We start from the raw sequence: 17892 nt of genomic DNA, 5'->3' as shown, positions 1-17892 counted from the left end.
CATCAGCACCAGTAGAGAAGCAGCGGCCATGCGGGCCTCTTCGCAGCACAAGGCTGCTCCTACGGATCCCGGCGTGCCCCGTAGGTGCTTGATATTTTAAACACCCCCAGCCTATGTTGTTGTCAGCGTACAACAACAAGGACAAGCGTCATGAGCACCGCTCCGCTTCAGGGCATCGATGAAATCGAATGCGTCACCCCCGACCTCAACGGCGTCCCGCGCGGCAAGGTGATGACCGCCGAAGGCTTTCTGGAAGGCCGCCGCCTGCAGATGGCCCGGGGGGTGTTGCTGCAATGCATCATGGGCGGCTACCCGCCGGCGAAATTCTACGGCAGCGACGACGGCGACCTGGCGCTGGTGGCCGAACCCAGCCAGGTCCATCGCCTGCCCTGGAGCAGCGACGGTCGCGCCCTGGCCATCTGCGATGCCATTGAACTGGATGGCCGGCCCTCGGCACTGTCCACCCGTGGCCAGCTCAAGGCGGTCATCGCCCGCTACGCGGCCCTGGGGCTGGCGCCCGTGGTGGCGACCGAACTCGAATTCTTTGTTTTTGCCCCCAACAGCGACCCGCAGCAGCCGTTCCAGCCACCCGTAGGCAGCGATGGCCGTCGCGAGCTTGGCCATTCGGCGTTCAGTGTCAGTTCCAACAATGGCCTGCGCCCGTTCTTCAAAGAGGTGTACCACTGCATGGCCGCGCTCGGCCTGCCGCGCGACACGTTCATGCACGAAATGGGCGTCAGCCAGTTCGAGATCAACCTGCTGCACGGCGACCCGCTGGTGCTGGCTGACCAGACCTTCCTGTTCAAGCATCTGCTCAAGGAAGTGGCGCTCAAGCATGGGCTGACCGTGGTGTGCATGGCCAAGCCGCTGGCGCGCACGCCCGGCAGCTCCATGCATATTCACCAGAGCCTGGTCGAGGCCGGCAGCGGGCGTAACGTGTTCAGCGACGAGCAGGGCCAGCCGACCGACACCTTCCACCATTTCATCGGCGGCCTGCAGGCGTGCATGGCCGACTTCACCGCGCTGTTCGCGCCCAACGTCAATTCCTACCAGCGCCTTTGCCACCCCTATGCCTCGCCAAACAATGCCTGCTGGTCTGAGGACAACCGCGCCGCTGGCCTGCGCATTCCGGCCAGTGCGCCGGCAGCGCGGCGGGTCGAAAACCGTTTGCCCGGTGCCGACACCAACCCATACCTGGCCATCGCCGCCAGCCTGGCTGCCGGGCTGCACGGTATCGAGCAGCGCCTGCAACCTTCGCCGGCCATTCAGGGCGAGTTTGAAGTGCCCGAGCACCTGAGCCTGCCGTGTACCCTGCATGCCGCGCTCGAACGGCTCAAGCGCAGCGCACTGGCACGGGAACTGTTCGGCAGCGAGTTCATCGAAGGCTACATCGCCAGCAAAACCCTGGAGCTGACCGATTTCTACGACGAGATCACCCCGTGGGAGCGCCGGGTGCTGGCGGCACAGGCCTGATCGCGACACGACCTGCACCGGACACGTCCCCGCCACCGCATTTTGCTGGCGGGGGCCTGCACTGACCGGCATTTGCCCTTATGCTGCTAGCACCTACCGCCACCTGACCAGGGAGCTTCTCGGTACGTATGCGAAATGTATGGAAGCCGTTTCAGTCGTTGTATTTCGCCGCGCTGATGATGTTGATCGGTTCGGGCCTGCTCAGTACCTACCTGGCCCTGCGCCTGGCGGCCGACAATGTCGACAGCCTGTGGGTGGGTGCGTTGATGGCGGCCAACTACTTTGGCCTGGCCGTCGGCGGCAAGGTCGGCCACCGGCTGATTGGCCGGGTCGGGCACATTCGCGCCTATGCCACTTGCGCCGGTATCGTCGGTGCGGCGGTGCTGGGGCATGGACTGACCAATTGGCTACCGGCCTGGGTCGGGCTGCGGATGATCGTCGGCCTGGGCATGATGTGCCAGTACATGGTCATCGAGAGCTGGCTCAACGAGCAGGCCGATGTGAAACACCGCGGTGCGGTGTTCAGCGGCTACATGATCGCCTCGTACCTGGGGCTGGTGCTCGGCCAGCTGATCCTCGTGGTGCACCCTGAGCTTGGCCCGGAGCTGCTGATGCTGGTGGCGATGTGCTTTGCCCTGTGCCTGGTGCCGGTGGCAATGACCCGGCGCATTCACCCGGCGCCCTTGCGCCCGGCACCGATGGAACCGAAGTTCTTCATCAAGCGCGTGCCGCAGTCGCTCAGTACGGTATTGGGCTCGGGGTTGATCGTCGGCTCGTTCTACGGCCTGGCGCCTTTGTACGCCTCAAGCCAGGGGATGGCGACCGAGCAGATCGGTCTGTTCATGGGTAGCTGTATTTTTGCCGGCCTGCTGGTGCAGTGGCCGCTGGGCTGGTTGTCTGACCGTTACGACCGGGCGGTGCTGATCCGTAGCGTGGCAATAGGCCTGGCGCTGGCGGCTGCGCCATTGGCGATACTGCCCAGTGTGCCGCTGGAGATGCTGTTCGGTATCGGCTTCCTGATTTCGTTGCTGCAGTTCTGCCTGTACCCGCTGGCGGTGGCGTTTTCCAACGACCACGTGGAAAGCGAGCGGCGGGTGTCGCTGACGGCCATGCTGCTGGTGACCTATGGCGTGGGCGCGTGTATCGGGCCACTGGCGGCGGGCGTGCTGATGAAAGTGCTGGGCCCGCAGATGCTCTATGCGTTCTTCGTGTTCTTCGCCCTGGTGCTGGTGTGGCGCATTCGGCCGAAAGCGGTTACCGGGCTGCACCAGGTGCAGGATGCACCGCTGGGCCACGTGGCGATGCCGGCGGCCGGTTCGCCCTTGTCGGCAGCGCTGGACCCTCGGGTGGATGAGCAGACCGTGCAGGACGTGATGCAGGCGCCGGTGGCGGCGGAAGACACCGAAGAGGAAGAGAAGGGCGCTGAGAAGGGCCTTGAGCCGGAGAGTGAGGTCAGCAAATCGATGTAGGCCGGCACTGGAAGAACACAAATGAAAACGCCACCTGAAAAGGTGGCGTTTTTGCATTTGGCCGACGATCAATAATCGTCCTTGTCGAACCGCCGCGCCTCGCGTTGCAGCTGGTACACAAAACTCTCGATCTTGCGCTGTGCCTGCCCGCTCAGGTTATGGAAGCGCACGCCAGCGAAGGTGGTGTTGATGTGCTCTTCATAGTGCAGGTGACGCAGTTCGACCATGGTGTCCACCAGGCCCAGCGGGTTACCCGCCTTGAAGCGCTCGTACACCTGGCCCAGTTGCAGGCGGCTTTCTACATCGCCTTCAAAACGCAGCTTGCAGCCGGTGGCCGAGATATCCAGCAGCTTGCCACGCAGGGCGCCGTTACCCTTCAGGTGGGTGCCATCGAGGATGATGTCGACCAGTTGCGACAGCTTCAGCGCGGCGCGGAAGGCGTTGCGGCGCTGGTGGTAGGTCATCTCTTGAGGCATGGCGCCGCTGTAGCAGCGGTGGCCGTCGACTTCGCTGATCTTCAGCTCGTGGTTGCATTCCCAGGCGATGCGCACGCCATCGTGGAAGCCCTCAACGCGGAAGTGCTCGCCGTTTTCGATGAATTTTTCACCGTCGCGCGGGATCATCTCGTCCAGTGCCAGGGTGTTGCTTTCACGGTCCACGTGCACCACGTAGCTTTGGAAGCGCTGGCTGCGGTCATGGAAGGTGATGATCAGGGGGTCGTGGCTTTCCTGCAGTTGCCGCAAGTTGGCCGCAATCTCCAAGGGGGTGTTCAGCACCTTTGGCGGTTGCGGGGCTTCGGTTTCATTGAACACGGCTTATCGTTCTCCAGGCAAAAGCGACACACGCAAGTTACGGCATTTTGCCAGTATGTTCCGTGCCTTGATAGAAAAATCACACTTGGCTGAGGGCCCGTGGCTTGGCCAGCAGCGAGGTGCTGCCGCGGCTGTCGTAGAGCGACGGCGAGTCGCCGCCCATGAGGATTCTGATCTGGTTGTTGGTGACGTGTTGCTGCACCTGGATGATCCGGCCGTTGGTCTGGTTGACCTGCTGGCAGTCATCCATCAGTTTCGACAGCATGTCGAGCCGCTGCAGCATCGCTTCGCCATGGGGCGATTGGGCGGCTACCGCTTGCACGCCAGTGCGATCGGCACTTAGGCCCAGGCTGCCGAGCAACTGGCTGCGGCGCTGGCCATGCTGCTCGAGCAAGATGATCAGCGACTGCTTGCGCGCCAGAATCTGTTCCAGCAGCGGCATGTCGCGGCCATGCAGGGCGATCGCTTCTTTATTCAGAAGGTCGAGCAGTTCCTGCATCGGGGCAATGTCATCTTCGATCAGTTGCAGCAAGGTGGTGTCGTGCATGGCTAACTCTTGGCTTTTCTAGCGTCCGTGAAGTCAGCGCGCCGAACGGTCAGCGCTGGGCTTCGAAATCGAGCAGTTTGCTGGCGATCTTGCCGGCATCGACCTGATAGCTGCCGTCGGCGATCGCCTGTTTCAACTGGGCCACACGGGCACTGTTGACGACTGGCTCGTCGCGCAGCTTGTCGCTGATCTTCTGCAACTGCTGTGCCTCTTGGCTGAGGTGTACCGCTTCTCCGCTGGCGCTGGTGCTGGTGGCCGCTTCCTGGCTGGCGGCCGGTTTTTCGGCGCTGCCGGGCGCGGTATTGCCGCGCACGCCGCCCGTGACGGACGGAGAGTTATTCAAACGACTGAAGTCGATGACCATGATCAGGAACCTCTGGGTATTTGGACGCTTGCCTTGTTTTCGGCCAACCCGAAAGAAACTTTAGGCACAAATGCATAGCCGCCTGTCAGCAAGCTCGCGAACCCGTTCTCTGACACAGTTTAGGAAATGCGGTTCCTCACTGCCAGCGCAATCTGTGGCTGGCTACATACTCACCTCGACCTGGCCCGGGCCAGTAACCCGGGCCTTGACCACCCGTTTGGAGTTCAGGTTGCGTACCCGTATCTGTTCGCTCAGGCCGCCCTTGCTCAGGGCTTCGCCCGGCATGCGCACGCTGAGGCTGCCGCTACGGGCGATGATCACCACCTGGTCGCCCTTGCGCACCACCTCGGCCTGCTCCAGATGCTGCGGGGTGAGCACCTGGTCGATCACCGTGGGGCGCAGCATCTTCATGCCCACCGCCTGGTCCAGTTCGGTCAGAAAACCCTGGCCAAGGGTGCCGACATCGCGCTCGCGCAGGGCCACGTCGCCTTCGCCCACCGTGTTATCGCGCTTGAGTGGACGGGTGACCACCACCACGTCGCGGAACAGCCGCACCGTGGCCGGGACAAACACCGTCCACGGGGCCGTACTGTCGCAGCGCACCCGTACCGTTACCCGGCCAAGTGGCAGGGAAGGGCTTTCCAGCGAGGCGTCCAGCTGCTGGCTGCACAACGGCATGCGCAGGCGGGGGTCCAGCGGGTTGACCTGGATTTCATAGCGGCCGGGGGTCTGGGTGGTGGCCAGGTAATCTTCTACCGTGAATTCAAGAAACCCTTGGGTGACACCGATAAGCTGTTCAGGCAAGGTAAGCGCGTCCGCTACCGTGCGAACGCCGGGCGCCAGCAGGCACAGCGTGGCCAGCGAGCCAGTCAGCAGGCGCGTCAATCGTCGGAAAAATGTCGTTTTCGTATGCATGACGCTCAAAAAAGCAAAGCCCGTGCCGACTCGTAACTTGAGTTGCAACGAAAGGCTGAAAGATTAAGGAGTCTGGCATGGCGGGTGTTATGGATTCGGTCAACCAGCGCACGCAGCTGGTGGGGCAGAATCGCCTGGAATTGCTGCTGTTCCGCCTCAATGGCGAACAGCTTTATGGCATCAACGTGTTCAAGGTCAGGGAAGTGCTGCAATGCCCTGCGCTGACCCTGCTGCCCAAGGCGCACCCTGTGGTGCGTGGCGTTGCCAACATCCGCGGGGCGACCATCCCGATCCTCGACTTGTCGATGGCCACCGGGTTACGGCCGCTGCAGGAAGAAACACGCAACAGCTTCGTGATCATCACCGAGTACAACACCAAGACCCAGGGCTTCCTGGTGCACTCGGTGGAGCGCATCGTCAACATGAACTGGGAAGAGATCCATCCGCCACCCAAGGGCACCGGCCGTGACCACTACCTGACTGCGGTCACCCGGGTGGACAACCGCATGGTCGAAATCATCGACGTGGAGAAGGTGCTGGCCGAGGTTTCGCCGTCGTCCGAATCGGTGTCGGCCGGGGTGATCGATGCCGAGGTGCAGGACAAGGCGGTGCTGATGCGGGTGCTGACCGTCGATGATTCGTCGGTGGCGCGCAAACAGGTCAGCCGCTGCCTGCAGACCGTGGGGGTGGAAGTCGTGGCACTCAATGATGGCCGTCAGGCCCTGAACTACCTGCGTCAGCTGGTGGATGAGGGCAAAAAGCCGGAAGAAGAGTTCCTTATGATGATCTCGGACATTGAAATGCCGGAAATGGACGGCTATACGCTAACGGCGGAGATCCGCAGCGACCCGCGCATGCAAAAATTGCACATCTGCCTGCATACTTCGCTTTCCGGGGTGTTCAACCAGGCAATGGTCAAGAAGGTCGGCGCCGATGACTTCCTGGCCAAGTTCAAGCCGGACGACCTGGCCCAGCGGGTGGTCGACCGGATCAAGGCAGCGCATTGAAGCAGCCGGGGCAAGCCCCCGGCACCAGTGATTGAAAAGAGGCGGCAGTAGTGTCTACGGGTAATTTGGATTTCGAACAGTTCCGGGTATTCCTGGAGAAAGCCTGTGGCATCCTGCTGGGCGAAAATAAGCAGTACCTGGTTTCCAGCCGTCTCAACAAGCTGATGGAACAACAGGGCATCAAGAGCCTGGGCGAGCTGGTGCAGCGCATCCAGGCCCAGCCGCGCAGTGGGTTGCGCGAGCAGGTAGTCGATGCCATGACCACCAACGAGACCCTGTGGTTTCGCGATACCTACCCGTTCGAAGTGCTGAAGAACAAGGTGATCCCCGAGTTCATCCGCAACAACCCCGGCCAGCGCCTGCGCATGTGGTCGGCGGCCTGTTCGTCGGGGCAGGAGCCGTATTCCATCTCGATGGCAATCGACGAGTTCGAGCGCAGCAACCTTGGCCAGTTGAAGATGGGGGCGCAGATCGTTGCCACCGACCTGTCCGGCACCATGCTCACCAACTGCAAGACCGGTGAGTACGACAGCCTGGCCATTGCCCGCGGTTTGTCCCAGGAACGCCTGCAACGCTACTTCGACCCCAAGGGGGCGGGGCGCTGGGCGGTCAAGCCGGCGATTCGCAGCCGCGTCGAGTTCCGCTCGTTCAACCTGCTTGACAGCTATGCCAGCCTGGGCAAGTTCGACATCGTGTTCTGCCGCAACGTGCTGATCTACTTCTCGGCACAGGTGAAGCGCGACATCCTGCTGCGCATTCACAGCACACTGAAGCCAGGTGGCTACCTGTTCCTTGGCGCCTCGGAGGCGCTGAACGGGTTGCCGGACCATTACCAGATGGTCCAGTGCAGCCCGGGGATCATCTACCAGGCCAAGTAGACACAGGCGCGGTCCTTGTAGGAGCAGCCTTGTGCTGCGAAGAGGCCGGTGCAAGCGCAGTTGATCAACTGTTCTTTCACCGGCCTCTTCGCAGCACAAGGCTGCTCCTACAGAGGCCGGTATGGATCTCAGATAGTCTGACGTCAATTTTTTGTTTTGCCGCTTTTGCCGCCCGGCAATTGCCGCTTTCGCCGCCCAAGGCGGAAGGTCTTTGCCGCTTTTCTGGCATCACCCTGACGCCACGCCACCTCGAAAGCCCATGTTTCCGGGCTTTGCAATGATTGGCACAGCCCTTGCTATACCTTGCTCAACGAAATTCCGGTCAACCTCTGAAGGTTTCCCCGACATGAGCATCAGCTTCGACAAGGCGCTTGGTATTCACGAAAAGGCCATGGGCTTCCGCGCCCAGCGCGCCGAAGTGCTGGCCAACAACATCGCCAACGCCGACACGCCCAATTACAAGGCGCGTGACATGGACTTCGCCTCTGTGCTGGCCGCCGAAAGCGACAAGCAGCAAAGCGGCCGCTTCGCCATGGACCGCACCAATAGCCGCCACATCGAAGCCGAAGGCCTCGCCATCGCGGCCGACGATACCCTCAAGTACCGCACGCCGCTGCAGCCATCGATTGACCAGAACACCGTGGACGCGCAGATCGAGCAATCGAACTACACCGAAAACGCCATTGGCTTCCAGGCCAGCTTCACCTTGCTCAACAGCAAATTCAAGGGGCTGGTATCGGCCCTGCGGGGAGAATGACCATGTCCCTTTCCAGCGTCTTCAACATTGCCGGTAGCGGCATGAGCGCGCAGAACACGCGCCTGAACACCGTGGCTTCCAACATTGCCAACGCCGAAACCGTCTCGTCGAGCATCGATCAGACCTACCGCGCTCGCCACCCGGTGTTCGCCACCACCTTCCAGGATGCGCAGGCTGGCACCAGCCAGTCGCTGTTCGACGACCAGGGTGAAGCAGGGCAGGGCGTGCAGGTTAAAGGCATCGTCGAAGACCAGAGCACCCTGGAGGCTCGCTACGAGCCAAACCACCCGGCAGCGAACAAGGACGGCTACGTCTACTACCCGAACGTCAATGTGGTCGAGGAGATGGCTGACATGATCTCCGCCAGCCGTGCGTTCCAGACCAACGCCGAGCTGATGAACACGGCCAAGAGCATGATGCAGAAAGTCCTGACCCTGGGGCAGTGATAGGAAGCCGACATGACCACTACCAATTCAACCTCTGACGTCAGCAGCGCGTACCTGACATCGCTGCAGAAGCAGACGTCGAAGACCGACAGCAGTACCGGTGCTGCCGGCAGCGCGCTGGGCAAAGATGCTTTCCTGCAGTTGCTGGTTACCCAGATGAAGAACCAGAACCCGCTCGATCCGCAGGAAAACGGCGAGTTCGTGGCGCAGCTGGCGCAGTTCAGCAGCCTTGAGAGCATGCAGTCGCTCAATGACTCGGTGACCTACATCGCGGCTGGGCTGCAATCCTCCCAGGCGTTGCAGGCTTCGTCGCTGGTCGGGCGCAATGTGATTGTCCAGACCGACAAGGCCGTGGTCGACACCAGCAAGGATATGAAAGGCACTGTCAACCTGACGTCGTCGAGCACCGCCACCTCGGTGGGCATCTACGACAAGGACGACAAGCTGGTGCGCACCCTCGATCTGGGTACTCAGAAAGCCGGCAAGATCGACTTTACCTGGGATGGCCTGAACGACGACGGCGAAGCAGCGCCAGCCGGTACCTACACCTTCAAGGCCACTGCTTCGATCGATGGCACGGCCACGGCCATGACCACCAATCTGCCCGCCTCGGTCACCAGCGTGACCATGGGCACCAACGGTTCGGAGATGACACTCAACCTGGCCGGGTTGGGCAGTGTTGCGCTTTCCAAAATCCAAAGCATCGGCATCTAGGGCCTGAGCAAAACGACAGGAGTTACACATGTCTTTCAATATCGGCCTTAGCGGCCTCTATGCAGCAAACAAGGCCCTGAACGTTACCGGCAACAACATTGCCAACGTTGCCACCACCGGCTTCAAGTCGTCGCGCGCCGAGTTCGCCGACCAGTACTCCAACTCCATTCGCGGCACCAGTGCCGGCAAGAACGTGGTGGGCACTGGCGTGAAGACTGCCGCCGTGTCGCAGATGTTCACCCCGGGCAACATCAATGGCACCGGCCAGGCGCTGGACATGGCCATCGATGGCAACGGCTTCTTCGTGATGAACGACAACGGCTCGAAGATCTACACCCGTGCCGGTGCCTTCTACAGCGACAAGGACGGCTACGTGGTCAGCTCGTCGGGGGCCAACCTGCAAGGTTATGCAGTGGATGCCAATGGCAAGATCATCCAGGGTGTGCTGACCAACCTGCAGATCGACACCTCGAACCTGACGCCGAACCCGACCGGTCGCATCTCCGAGAACGTCAACCTCAACTCCACCGCGACTGCACCCACCCAGACGCCGTTCGATCCGACCAATACCGGCACCTATAACTACACGTTCAATACCGACGTGTACGACAGCCAGGGTAACGCGCACCAGCTGAACCAGTACTTCGTCAAGGACGCCACCAGCAACTCCTGGACCATGTACACCACTATCGACGGGCGCAACCCGGCCGATCCGACCTCGACCACGCCGCTGTCCAACAAGCTGCCGTTCAAGTCTGACGGCACCCTGGACACCGCCTCGATGACGGAAGGTCCGGTAGCCGGCGGCATGACCATCGCCGCCAACAAGACCTTCACCCTCAGCAACTGGATCCCGGCACAGAAGAACGCCGCCGGTGTATGGGGTGCCAACGGCGCTACCGCCAACGTTGCGGGGGTGAACCTGGACATGCTCGGTACCACCCAGTACAACGCCGCCTCCGCCACCACCGCGAAGAGCCAGGACGGCTTTGCCACCGGTGAGCTGTCGGGCCTGACCATCGACGAAAGCGGCAACATGTTCGCCAACTTCACCAATGGCCAGGACAAGGTGATCGGCCAGGTGGCTATCGCCAACTTTGCCAACCTGCAGGGCCTGACCCCGATTGGTGGCACCAACTGGAAAGAGTCCTACGCCTCGGGCGTGCCGGTGATCGGCGCCCCGGACACGGGTACCTTGGGCCAGATCACCGGCGGCGCACTGGAAGACTCCAACGTCGACCTGACCGGCGAGCTGGTCAACCTGATCAAGGCGCAGAGCAACTACCAGGCGAACGCCAAGACCATTTCCACCGAAAGCACCCTCATGCAGACCATCATCCAGATGACCTGATGGTCGCCTGCTAGTGTGGTTTTGTCTGTAATTGGGGCTGCCTTGCAGCCCATCGCCGGCAAGCCGGCCCCCACAGGAGGTTGCAATTCCCTGTGGGAGCTGGCTTGCCGGCGATGGGCCGCAAAGCGGCCCCAGGTTCTTCAAGGTTCACGCCCATGAAACGGCTAATGCTTACCGCCCTCCTGGCCATGGCCTTGCCGCTCTCGGCCGCTCCCGCCCCGTTCTACCAATGGCAAAGCCTGGCCACCGGCCGCTACCTGTGCTCGGCCAGCAATCCGGGGGAGGGTTGGGTCCGCCATTCCGGCCCCTACAACAACGCCGCGTGCCGCACCTTCTGACAAGCCCTTGCCGCAGGCGGCAAACATCCGCCGACAAACTGACGTTTGTTGCCCCTTGCCGCGCTGAAACCCCCGTAAACAGGCGGTTTCAGACTTGGTTCGATTATTGCTTCGAACCTGCCCAGTGACAGCGCGGCAGCGACGCGCAGAGGAGATACTGTGGACAAGTTGCTTTATGTGGCCATGACCGGCGCCAGCCAGAACGCGCTGGCGCAAAAGGCCCACGCCAACAACCTGGCGAACATTTCCACCAACGGCTTTCAGCGTGACCTGGAACAGGCGCGTTCGATGCCGGTGTTCGGCGACAGCTTTCCGGCGCGCGCCTTTGCCATGACCGAGCGCCCGGCCACCGACTTCAGCGAAGGCCCGTTGGTCGAGACGGGTCGTGACCTGGATGTTGCCGTGACCGGCAAGGGCTTCATCGCTGTGCAGGCACCGGACGGCAGTGAAGCCTACGTGCGTACCGGCAGCCTGAACATCGACGCCCTCGGCGTGCTGCGTGCCGGCAACGGCATGCCGGTGATCGGCAACGGTGGCCCTATTGCCATCCCGCCGGAGCAGAAGGTTGAGGTCGGCGCCGACGGCACCCTCAGCATTCGCTCCATGGGTGAAGACCCGCGGGTGATGGCCGAGGTCGACCGCATAAAGCTGGTCAACCCGGACACCAAAGGCCTGACCAAAGGCCTGGACGGCCTGATCCACACCACCTCTGGCCAGCCGGCCGACGCCGACGTCAACGTGCGGGTGGTGGCGGGCTTCCTGGAAGGCAGCAACGTCAACGCTGTCGAGGAAATGACCTCGGTGCTGGCGCTGTCCCGCCAGTTCGAACTGCACGTCAAGATGATGAACACGGCCAAGGAAGGCGACGAAGCCATGGCTCGGGTTTTGCAAATCGGCTAATCACTTTTGAACGGGTGCCGTAAAACAGGCGCACGAGGAGAAACTACATGCTTCCGGCTCTTTGGGTCGCTAAAACCGGCCTGTCCGCCCAGGACACCAACCTGACGGTCATTTCCAACAACCTGGCCAACGTCTCCACCACCGGCTTCAAGCGTGACCGTGCCGAGTTCGCTGACCTGCTGTACCAGATCCGCCGCCAGCCCGGCGCCCAGTCCACTCAGGACAGCGAGCTGCCTTCGGGCCTGCAGGTCGGTACCGGTGTGCGCATTGTCGGCACCCAGAAGAGCTTCGTCGCCGGCAGCCTGCAGACCACCGAAAACCCGCTGGACATGGCCGTCAACGGCCGTGGTTTCTTCCAGATCCTGCAGCCGGATGGCACGGTGTCGTACACCCGTGACGGCACCTTCCACCTGAACTCCGACGGCCAGATCGTCACCGCCAACGGTTACGCCCTGGAGCCTGCCGTTGTCGTGCCGAACGACGCGCAAACCTTCACCGTCGGCCAGGACGGCACCGTGTCGATCACCACGGCCGGCAACCCTGCAGCGCAGGTGATCGGCAACATCCAGACTGCCGACTTCATCAACCCGGCTGGCCTGCAGGCCATCGGCGACAACCTGTTCCTGGAAACTGCCGCCAGTGGCGCGCCGCAAGTGGGCACCCCGGGCCTGAACGGTTTCGGTACCACCCAACAGCAGACCCTGGAAAACTCCAACGTCAGCACCGTGGAAGAGCTGGTGAACATGATCACCACCCAGCGCGCCTACGAGATGAACTCCAAGGTCATCTCCACCGCCGACCAGATGCTGTCGTTCGTGACCCAACAGCTCTAAGCCCTGTCGCTTCGTTACACCCGTGAGGTATGCACCATGAATCGTCTGTTGTCCGTGTTCGCCCTGGGGGGGGCGGTGTTGCTGGCAGGTTGCGTCGGCCCGACGCCCAAGCCCAACGACCCGTACTACGCGCCGGTACTGCCGCGCACCCCGTTGCCGGCAGCGGCCAACAACGGTTCCATCTACCAGGCCGGTTTCGAGCAGAACCTGTACAGCGACCGCAAGGCGTTCCGGGTGGGTGACATCATCACCATCACCCTCAACGAGAAAACGTCGGCCAGCAAGAACGCAGGTTCGCAGATCCAGAAGAACAGCAAGGCCGACATCGGCCTGACCTCGCTGTTCGGCAGCACACCGAACACCAATAACCCGTTCGGTGGCGGTGACCTGTCGCTGGAGGCCGGCTACAACGGCGAGCGCGCCACCAAGGGCGACAGCAAGGCCACCCAGGGCAACACCCTGACCGGTTCCATTACCGTGACCGTGGCCGAAGTGCTGCCCAACGGCATCATCGCCGTGCGCGGCGAGAAGTGGCTGACCCTGAACACCGGCGAAGAGCTGGTGCGCATTGCCGGCATGATCCGCGCCGACGACATCGCCACCGACAATACCGTGCCGTCCACCCGTGTGGCCGACGCGCGCATCACCTATTCCGGTACCGGCTCGTTCGCCGATGCCAGCCAGCCCGGGTGGCTGGACCGCTTCTTCATCAGCCCGCTTTGGCCTTTCTGAGTACGGATGACCATGTTCAACGTGAGGCAGCTGATTGCCGCAACCCTGCTCCTGTCCTGTGCCTTCGGTGCGCACGCAGAGCGCCTGAAGGACATCGCCAGCATTTCTGGCGTGCGTTCCAACCAGTTGATCGGTTACGGCCTGGTGGTGGGGCTGAACGGCACGGGTGACCAGACCACCCAGACGCCGTTCACCCTGCAAACCTTCAACAACATGCTGTCGCAGTTCGGCATCAAGGTGCCGGCCGGCTCCGGCAACGTGCAACTGAAGAACGTCGCGGCGGTGTCGGTGCATGCCGACCTGCCGGCGTTCGCCAAGCCCGGCCAGGTGGTGGACATTACCGTGTCGTCGATCGGTAACTCCAAGAGCCTGCGTGGCGGCAGCCTGCTGATGACCCCGCTCAAGGGTATCGACGGCAACGTCTACGCCATCGCCCAGGGCAATCTGGTGGTGGGGGGCTTTGACGCCGAAGGCCGTGACGGCTCGAAGATCACCGTCAACGTTCCGTCGGCCGGTCGCATCCCCGGGGGTGCCAGTGTCGAGCGGGCAGTGCCGAGCGGCTTCAATCAAGGCAACACCTTGACCCTGAACCTCAACCGCCCCGACTTCACCACCGCCAAGCGCATCGTTGACAAGGTCAACGACCTGCTCGGCCCGGGTGTGGCCCAGGCTGTGGACGGTGGTTCGGTGCGGGTCAGTGCGCCGATGGACCCCAGCCAGCGCGTGGATTACCTGTCGATCCTGGAAAACCTCGAGATCGACCCGGGCCAGGCGGTGGCCAAGGTCATCATCAACTCGCGTACCGGTACCATCGTCATCGGCCAGAACGTCAAGGTGTCGCCGGCAGCGGTGACCCACGGCAGCCTGACCGTGACCATTACCGAAGACCCGATCGTCAGCCAGCCGGGGGCCTTCTCCAATGGCCAGACGGCCGTGGTGCCGCGCTCGCGGGTAAACGCCGAGCAGGAAGCCAAGCCGATGTTCAAGTTCGGCCCGGGCACCACGCTGGATGAGATCGTCCGCGCGGTGAACCAGGTGGGCGCAGCGCCCGGCGACCTGATGGCCATTCTCGAAGCCCTGAAACAGGCCGGCGCCTTGCAGGCCGACCTGATCGTGATCTGAGGACGGCGCGGATGAACATCAAAAGCCAGGTTTCCGGCAGTGCCGACAGCGGCGCCTACACCGACCTCAACCGCCTGAGTGCGCTCAAGCACGGTGACCGCGACAGCGAAGCCAACGTGCGCAAGGTGGCCCAGGAGTTCGAGTCGCTGTTCATCAGCGAAATGCTCAAGGCCTCGCGCAAGGCCAGCGACGTGCTGGCTGATGACAACCCGATGAACACCGAAACGGTCAAGCAGTACCGCGACATGTACGACCAGCAGCTGGCCGTGAGCATGTCCCGCGAAGGTGGTGGTATCGGTCTGCAGGATGTGCTGGTGCGCCAGCTGACCAAGGGCCGCAGTGCGTCGATCAACACCAGCCCGTTCCCGCGTGCCGACGGCAGTGGCCCGGCGCTGTGGGGCAACAGGGTGGCGGAGCCGGTGCATGCGACGGAATCGACCGCTACCCGCAACGACGTCGCTGCGCTCAACTCGCGGCGCCTGGCCTTGCCGAGCAAGCTTACCGACCGCCTGCTGGCTGGCATCGTGCCGTCGGCCGCCACGGCCAATAACGCCGCTGTGCCGGCCCGTGACGGCCAGCAAGTGGCCAAGGCCTTCGCTGTGCCGGATAACGGCCTGCGCATTGTCGGCCGCGCCGTGGCCCAGCCGCCGCTGGCGCCGAACAAGGCCTTTACCGACAGTGACGAATTCGTCGCCACCATGCTGCCGATGGCCGAGCAAGCGGCCAAGCGCATTGGTATCGACCCACGCTACCTGGTGGCCCAGGCCGCGCTGGAAACCGGCTGGGGCAAATCGGTGATGCGCAATACCGATGGCAGCAGCAGCCACAACCTGTTCGGCATCAAGGCCACCGGCAACTGGCAGGGTGAGCAGGCACGGGCGATCACCAGCGAGTTCCGCGATGGCCAGTTCGTCAAGGAAACCGCAGCGTTCCGCAGCTATGACTCGTACCAGGACAGCTTCCACGACCTGGTGAACCTGCTGCAGGGCAATTCTCGCTATCAAGATGCGCTGGACTCGGCCGATAACCCTGAGCAGTTTGCAAGAGAGCTGCAGAAGGCAGGTTATGCGACCGACCCGGGCTATGCGAAGAAGATCATCAGCATCGCCCAGCAAATGCAGTCAACCCCGCAATACGCCATGGCTGGCAGAACCACGAATCTATAAAAGGACTAAATCATGTCGAGCCTGATTTCCATCGGCCTGAGTGGCCTGAGTGCCAGCCAGGCGGCCTTGTCGGTAACCAGTAACAACATCGCCAACGCCGCGACCAGTGGCTACTCGCGCCAGCAGACGGTTCAGGCGGCGGGGCCCTCGCACAACATCGGCGCGGGGTTCCTGGGTACCGGTACCACGCTGGCGGACGTGCGCCGCATCTACAGCTCCTACCTGGACAACCAGCTGCAGACCGCTACGTCGCTGCAGGCGGACTCGGTTGCCTTCCAGGACCAGATCACCAGCATCGACAAGCTGCTGGCCGACCGCGATACCGGCATCAGCTCGGTCCTTACCGCGTTCTTCTCGGCCCTGCAGACGGCAGCGGCCAAGCCCGGTGACGTTGCCTCCCGGCAGCTGTTGCTGACCCAGGCGCAAACCCTGAGCAACCGTTTCAACGCGGTGAGCACTCAGCTGACCCAGCAGAACGAAACGATCAACTCCCAGCTCGACACCATGGCTGGCCAGGTCAACAAGCTCACCGCCAGCATCGCCGAGTACAACAAGCAGATCGCGGCGGCCTCGGGCACCGGCAACACGCCCAACAGCCTGCTGGATGCGCGCAGCGAAGCAGTGCGCCAGCTCAACGAGCTGGTCGGCGTGACCGTACAGGAACGTGACGGCAACTACGACGTGTACCTGGGCAGCGGCCAGTCGCTGGTTACCGGCAACAAGGCCAACACCTTGTCGGTGCAGCCTGGTACTGCCGACAAGAGCCAGGCCAGCCTGCGCATCAACTATGAGTCGTTCAGCTCCGACGTGACCTCGGTGGTGGCCGGTGGCGCGATCGGCGGCCTGGTGCGTTACCGCCAGGACGTGCTGATACCGTCCATGAACGAGCTTGGCCGTGTTGCCCTGGTGGTGTCGGACAGCATCAACAGCCAGCTGGGGCAGGGCCTGGATGCCAATGGCCAGTTTGGCAGCTCGCTGTTCTCCAGCATCAACAGCGCCACTGCCGTTGCCCAGCGCAGCCTGGCTTCGTCGAACAACAGCACCGGCTCCGGCAACCTGGACGTGACCGTCGCCAACAGTGGTGAGCTGACCACCTACGACTACGAGGTGAAGTTCACCAGCGCCAACCAGTACAGCGTGCGCCGCTCCGACGGCACCGACATGGGCAGCTTCGACCTCAGCACCGACCCGGCGCCGGTGATCGACGGCTTCAGCCTGTCGCTGAAAGGCGGTGGCCTGGCGGCCGGCGACAGTTTCAAGGTGATCCCTACCCGTGCGGCGGCCGGCAGCATCACCACCACCCTGACCGATGCCAACAAGCTGGCCTTCGCCGGGCCGATCAGTGCGGCGGCAGGCAGTGGCAACAGCGGTACCGGCACCATCACCCAGCCCACGCTGGGCGAATCGCTGGATATATATGGCGGTGCCGACACCGCACTGATCCAGCAGTCGATTCGCGACTCGATGCCGGTGCGCGTAGTGTTCGACGCCGCCAGTGGTGGCTCCCAAGGCTACAAGCTGTTCGATGCCAAGGGCACCCAGATCGGCACCGGCAGCGTGGTCCCGGGTACCGACAACAAGCTGTCGGTGGCTGTGCCAATGCTGGATGCTGCCGGGCAGCCGATTCTCGATGGCAGCGGCAACCCGCGCACGTTCAGCGTCGAGACCACCATCGGCGGCAGCCCGGCGGCCAATGACAGCTTTACCCTGTCGTTCAATGCCGACGGCAAGGCCGACAACCGCAACGCCACGGCGCTGCTGGGCCTGCAGACCAAGTCGACGGTGAACACCGGTTCCGGCGGTGGCACCAGCTTCACGTCGGCCTATGCATCGCTGGTCGAGCGCGTGGGTGCCAAAGCCAACCAGGCGACCATCGACACCACGGCGACCGAGGCGGTACTCAAGTCCGCCAGCGAAAGCCGCAGCGCGGTATCTGGCGTCAACCTCGATGACGAGGCGGCCAGCCTGGTGAAATTCCAGCACTACTACACGGCTTCGTCGCAAATCATCAAGGCGGCGCAAGAAACCTTCAGCACCCTGATCAATGCCTTGTAAGGAGTAGACTCTC

19 protein-coding genes are annotated in these 17892 nt (G+C 62.6%); 15 read left to right on the top strand and 4 right to left on the bottom strand.

All coding sequences use genetic code 11. The features are described from left to right. The first annotated feature begins 231 nt into the window (after positions 1-231). Both MRBLPB4O_RS20610 and MRBLPB4O_RS20605 read left to right on the top strand, forming a co-directional pair. Complete coding sequence (locus tag MRBLPB4O_RS20610; protein WP_341798918.1) at positions 232-1473, top strand: glutamine synthetase family protein; 1242 nt, start codon at positions 232-234, stop codon at positions 1471-1473. A gap of 128 nt (positions 1474-1601) precedes the next feature. Next, positions 1602-2942: an MFS transporter gene (locus MRBLPB4O_RS20605; protein ID WP_341796451.1), complete on the top strand. Its 1341-nt coding sequence runs from the start codon at positions 1602-1604 to the stop codon at positions 2940-2942. A 68-nt stretch (positions 2943-3010) separates the two neighbouring features. On the opposite strand, the gene MRBLPB4O_RS20600 is transcribed toward MRBLPB4O_RS20605, so the two are convergent. The 4 genes from MRBLPB4O_RS20600 to flgA all read right to left on the bottom strand — a co-directional run bounded on the left by MRBLPB4O_RS20600 (position 3011) and on the right by flgA (position 5580). Continuing rightward, positions 3011-3754 (bottom strand): flagellar regulator YcgR PilZN domain-containing protein, encoded by a 744-nt coding sequence (locus MRBLPB4O_RS20600; protein WP_341796450.1) that lies wholly within the window; start codon positions 3752-3754, stop codon positions 3011-3013. 79 nt (positions 3755-3833) lie between these two features. Beyond that, a complete protein-coding gene (locus MRBLPB4O_RS20595; RefSeq protein ID WP_019471387.1) occupies positions 3834-4301 on the bottom strand; it encodes a flagellar protein FlgN in 468 nt (155 codons plus the stop codon). A gap of 49 nt (positions 4302-4350) precedes the next feature. Further along, entirely contained in the window at positions 4351-4665 is a 315-nt protein-coding gene (gene flgM / locus MRBLPB4O_RS20590; protein WP_059394767.1) for a flagellar biosynthesis anti-sigma factor FlgM, read from the bottom strand. 162 nt (positions 4666-4827) lie between these two features. Further along, positions 4828-5580: a flagellar basal body P-ring formation chaperone FlgA gene (gene flgA / locus MRBLPB4O_RS20585; RefSeq protein ID WP_341796449.1), complete on the bottom strand. Its 753-nt coding sequence runs from the start codon at positions 5578-5580 to the stop codon at positions 4828-4830. 77 nt (positions 5581-5657) lie between these two features. Between flgA and MRBLPB4O_RS20580 the strand changes: the two genes are divergently transcribed. The 13 genes from MRBLPB4O_RS20580 (at position 5658) to flgK (ending at position 17879) form a co-directional block, all read left to right on the top strand. Further along, a complete protein-coding gene (locus tag MRBLPB4O_RS20580) occupies positions 5658-6587 on the top strand; it encodes a chemotaxis protein CheV (RefSeq protein ID WP_016498515.1) in 930 nt (309 codons plus the stop codon). Between the two features lie 50 nt (positions 6588-6637). Then, positions 6638-7465: a protein-glutamate O-methyltransferase CheR gene (gene cheR / locus MRBLPB4O_RS20575; RefSeq protein ID WP_016498516.1), complete on the top strand. Its 828-nt coding sequence runs from the start codon at positions 6638-6640 to the stop codon at positions 7463-7465. Between the two features lie 346 nt (positions 7466-7811). Continuing rightward, on the top strand, positions 7812-8222 hold the full coding sequence (flgB, locus tag MRBLPB4O_RS20570; protein WP_016498517.1) for a flagellar basal body rod protein FlgB: 411 nt from the start codon (positions 7812-7814) through the stop codon (positions 8220-8222). A gap of 2 nt (positions 8223-8224) precedes the next feature. Then, positions 8225-8668, top strand: a complete 444-nt coding sequence (flgC, locus tag MRBLPB4O_RS20565; RefSeq protein WP_016498518.1) for a flagellar basal body rod protein FlgC — start codon at positions 8225-8227, stop codon at positions 8666-8668. A gap of 12 nt (positions 8669-8680) precedes the next feature. Further along, positions 8681-9382, top strand: a complete 702-nt coding sequence (flgD, locus tag MRBLPB4O_RS20560) for a flagellar hook assembly protein FlgD (protein WP_341796448.1) — start codon at positions 8681-8683, stop codon at positions 9380-9382. Positions 9383-9410: 28 nt separating this feature from the next. After that, entirely contained in the window at positions 9411-10733 is a 1323-nt protein-coding gene (gene flgE, locus MRBLPB4O_RS20555; protein ID WP_341796447.1) for a flagellar hook protein FlgE, read from the top strand. A 155-nt stretch (positions 10734-10888) separates the two neighbouring features. Further along, complete coding sequence (locus MRBLPB4O_RS20550; protein ID WP_016498521.1) at positions 10889-11071, top strand: hypothetical protein; 183 nt, start codon at positions 10889-10891, stop codon at positions 11069-11071. A gap of 159 nt (positions 11072-11230) precedes the next feature. Further along, complete coding sequence (locus tag MRBLPB4O_RS20545) at positions 11231-11971, top strand: flagellar basal body rod protein FlgF (protein ID WP_019471397.1); 741 nt, start codon at positions 11231-11233, stop codon at positions 11969-11971. A 47-nt stretch (positions 11972-12018) separates the two neighbouring features. Beyond that, entirely contained in the window at positions 12019-12804 is a 786-nt protein-coding gene (flgG, locus tag MRBLPB4O_RS20540; protein WP_016498523.1) for a flagellar basal-body rod protein FlgG, read from the top strand. Between the two features lie 36 nt (positions 12805-12840). Beyond that, positions 12841-13536 carry a flagellar basal body L-ring protein FlgH gene (flgH, locus tag MRBLPB4O_RS20535; protein WP_016488460.1) on the top strand — a complete coding sequence of 232 codons (696 nt, stop codon included), beginning with the start codon at positions 12841-12843 and terminating at the stop codon, positions 13534-13536. Between the two features lie 6 nt (positions 13537-13542). Then, positions 13543-14658, top strand: a complete 1116-nt coding sequence (locus MRBLPB4O_RS20530; RefSeq protein WP_016498524.1) for a flagellar basal body P-ring protein FlgI — start codon at positions 13543-13545, stop codon at positions 14656-14658. An 11-nt stretch (positions 14659-14669) separates the two neighbouring features. Continuing rightward, positions 14670-15824, top strand: a complete 1155-nt coding sequence (gene flgJ, locus MRBLPB4O_RS20525; protein WP_341796446.1) for a flagellar assembly peptidoglycan hydrolase FlgJ — start codon at positions 14670-14672, stop codon at positions 15822-15824. 12 nt (positions 15825-15836) lie between these two features. Further along, positions 15837-17879, top strand: a complete 2043-nt coding sequence (gene flgK / locus MRBLPB4O_RS20520) for a flagellar hook-associated protein FlgK (protein ID WP_341796445.1) — start codon at positions 15837-15839, stop codon at positions 17877-17879. Positions 17880-17892: the final 13 nt, after the last annotated feature.

It is taken from the genome of Pseudomonas sp. LPB4.O (genome assembly GCF_038383825.1).
In the GTDB taxonomy this organism is placed as follows: domain Bacteria; phylum Pseudomonadota; class Gammaproteobacteria; order Pseudomonadales; family Pseudomonadaceae; genus Aquipseudomonas; species Aquipseudomonas putida.
The sequence above is the reverse complement of the archived record's forward strand: the minus strand, read 5'-3'. Positions and strand labels throughout refer to the sequence as shown.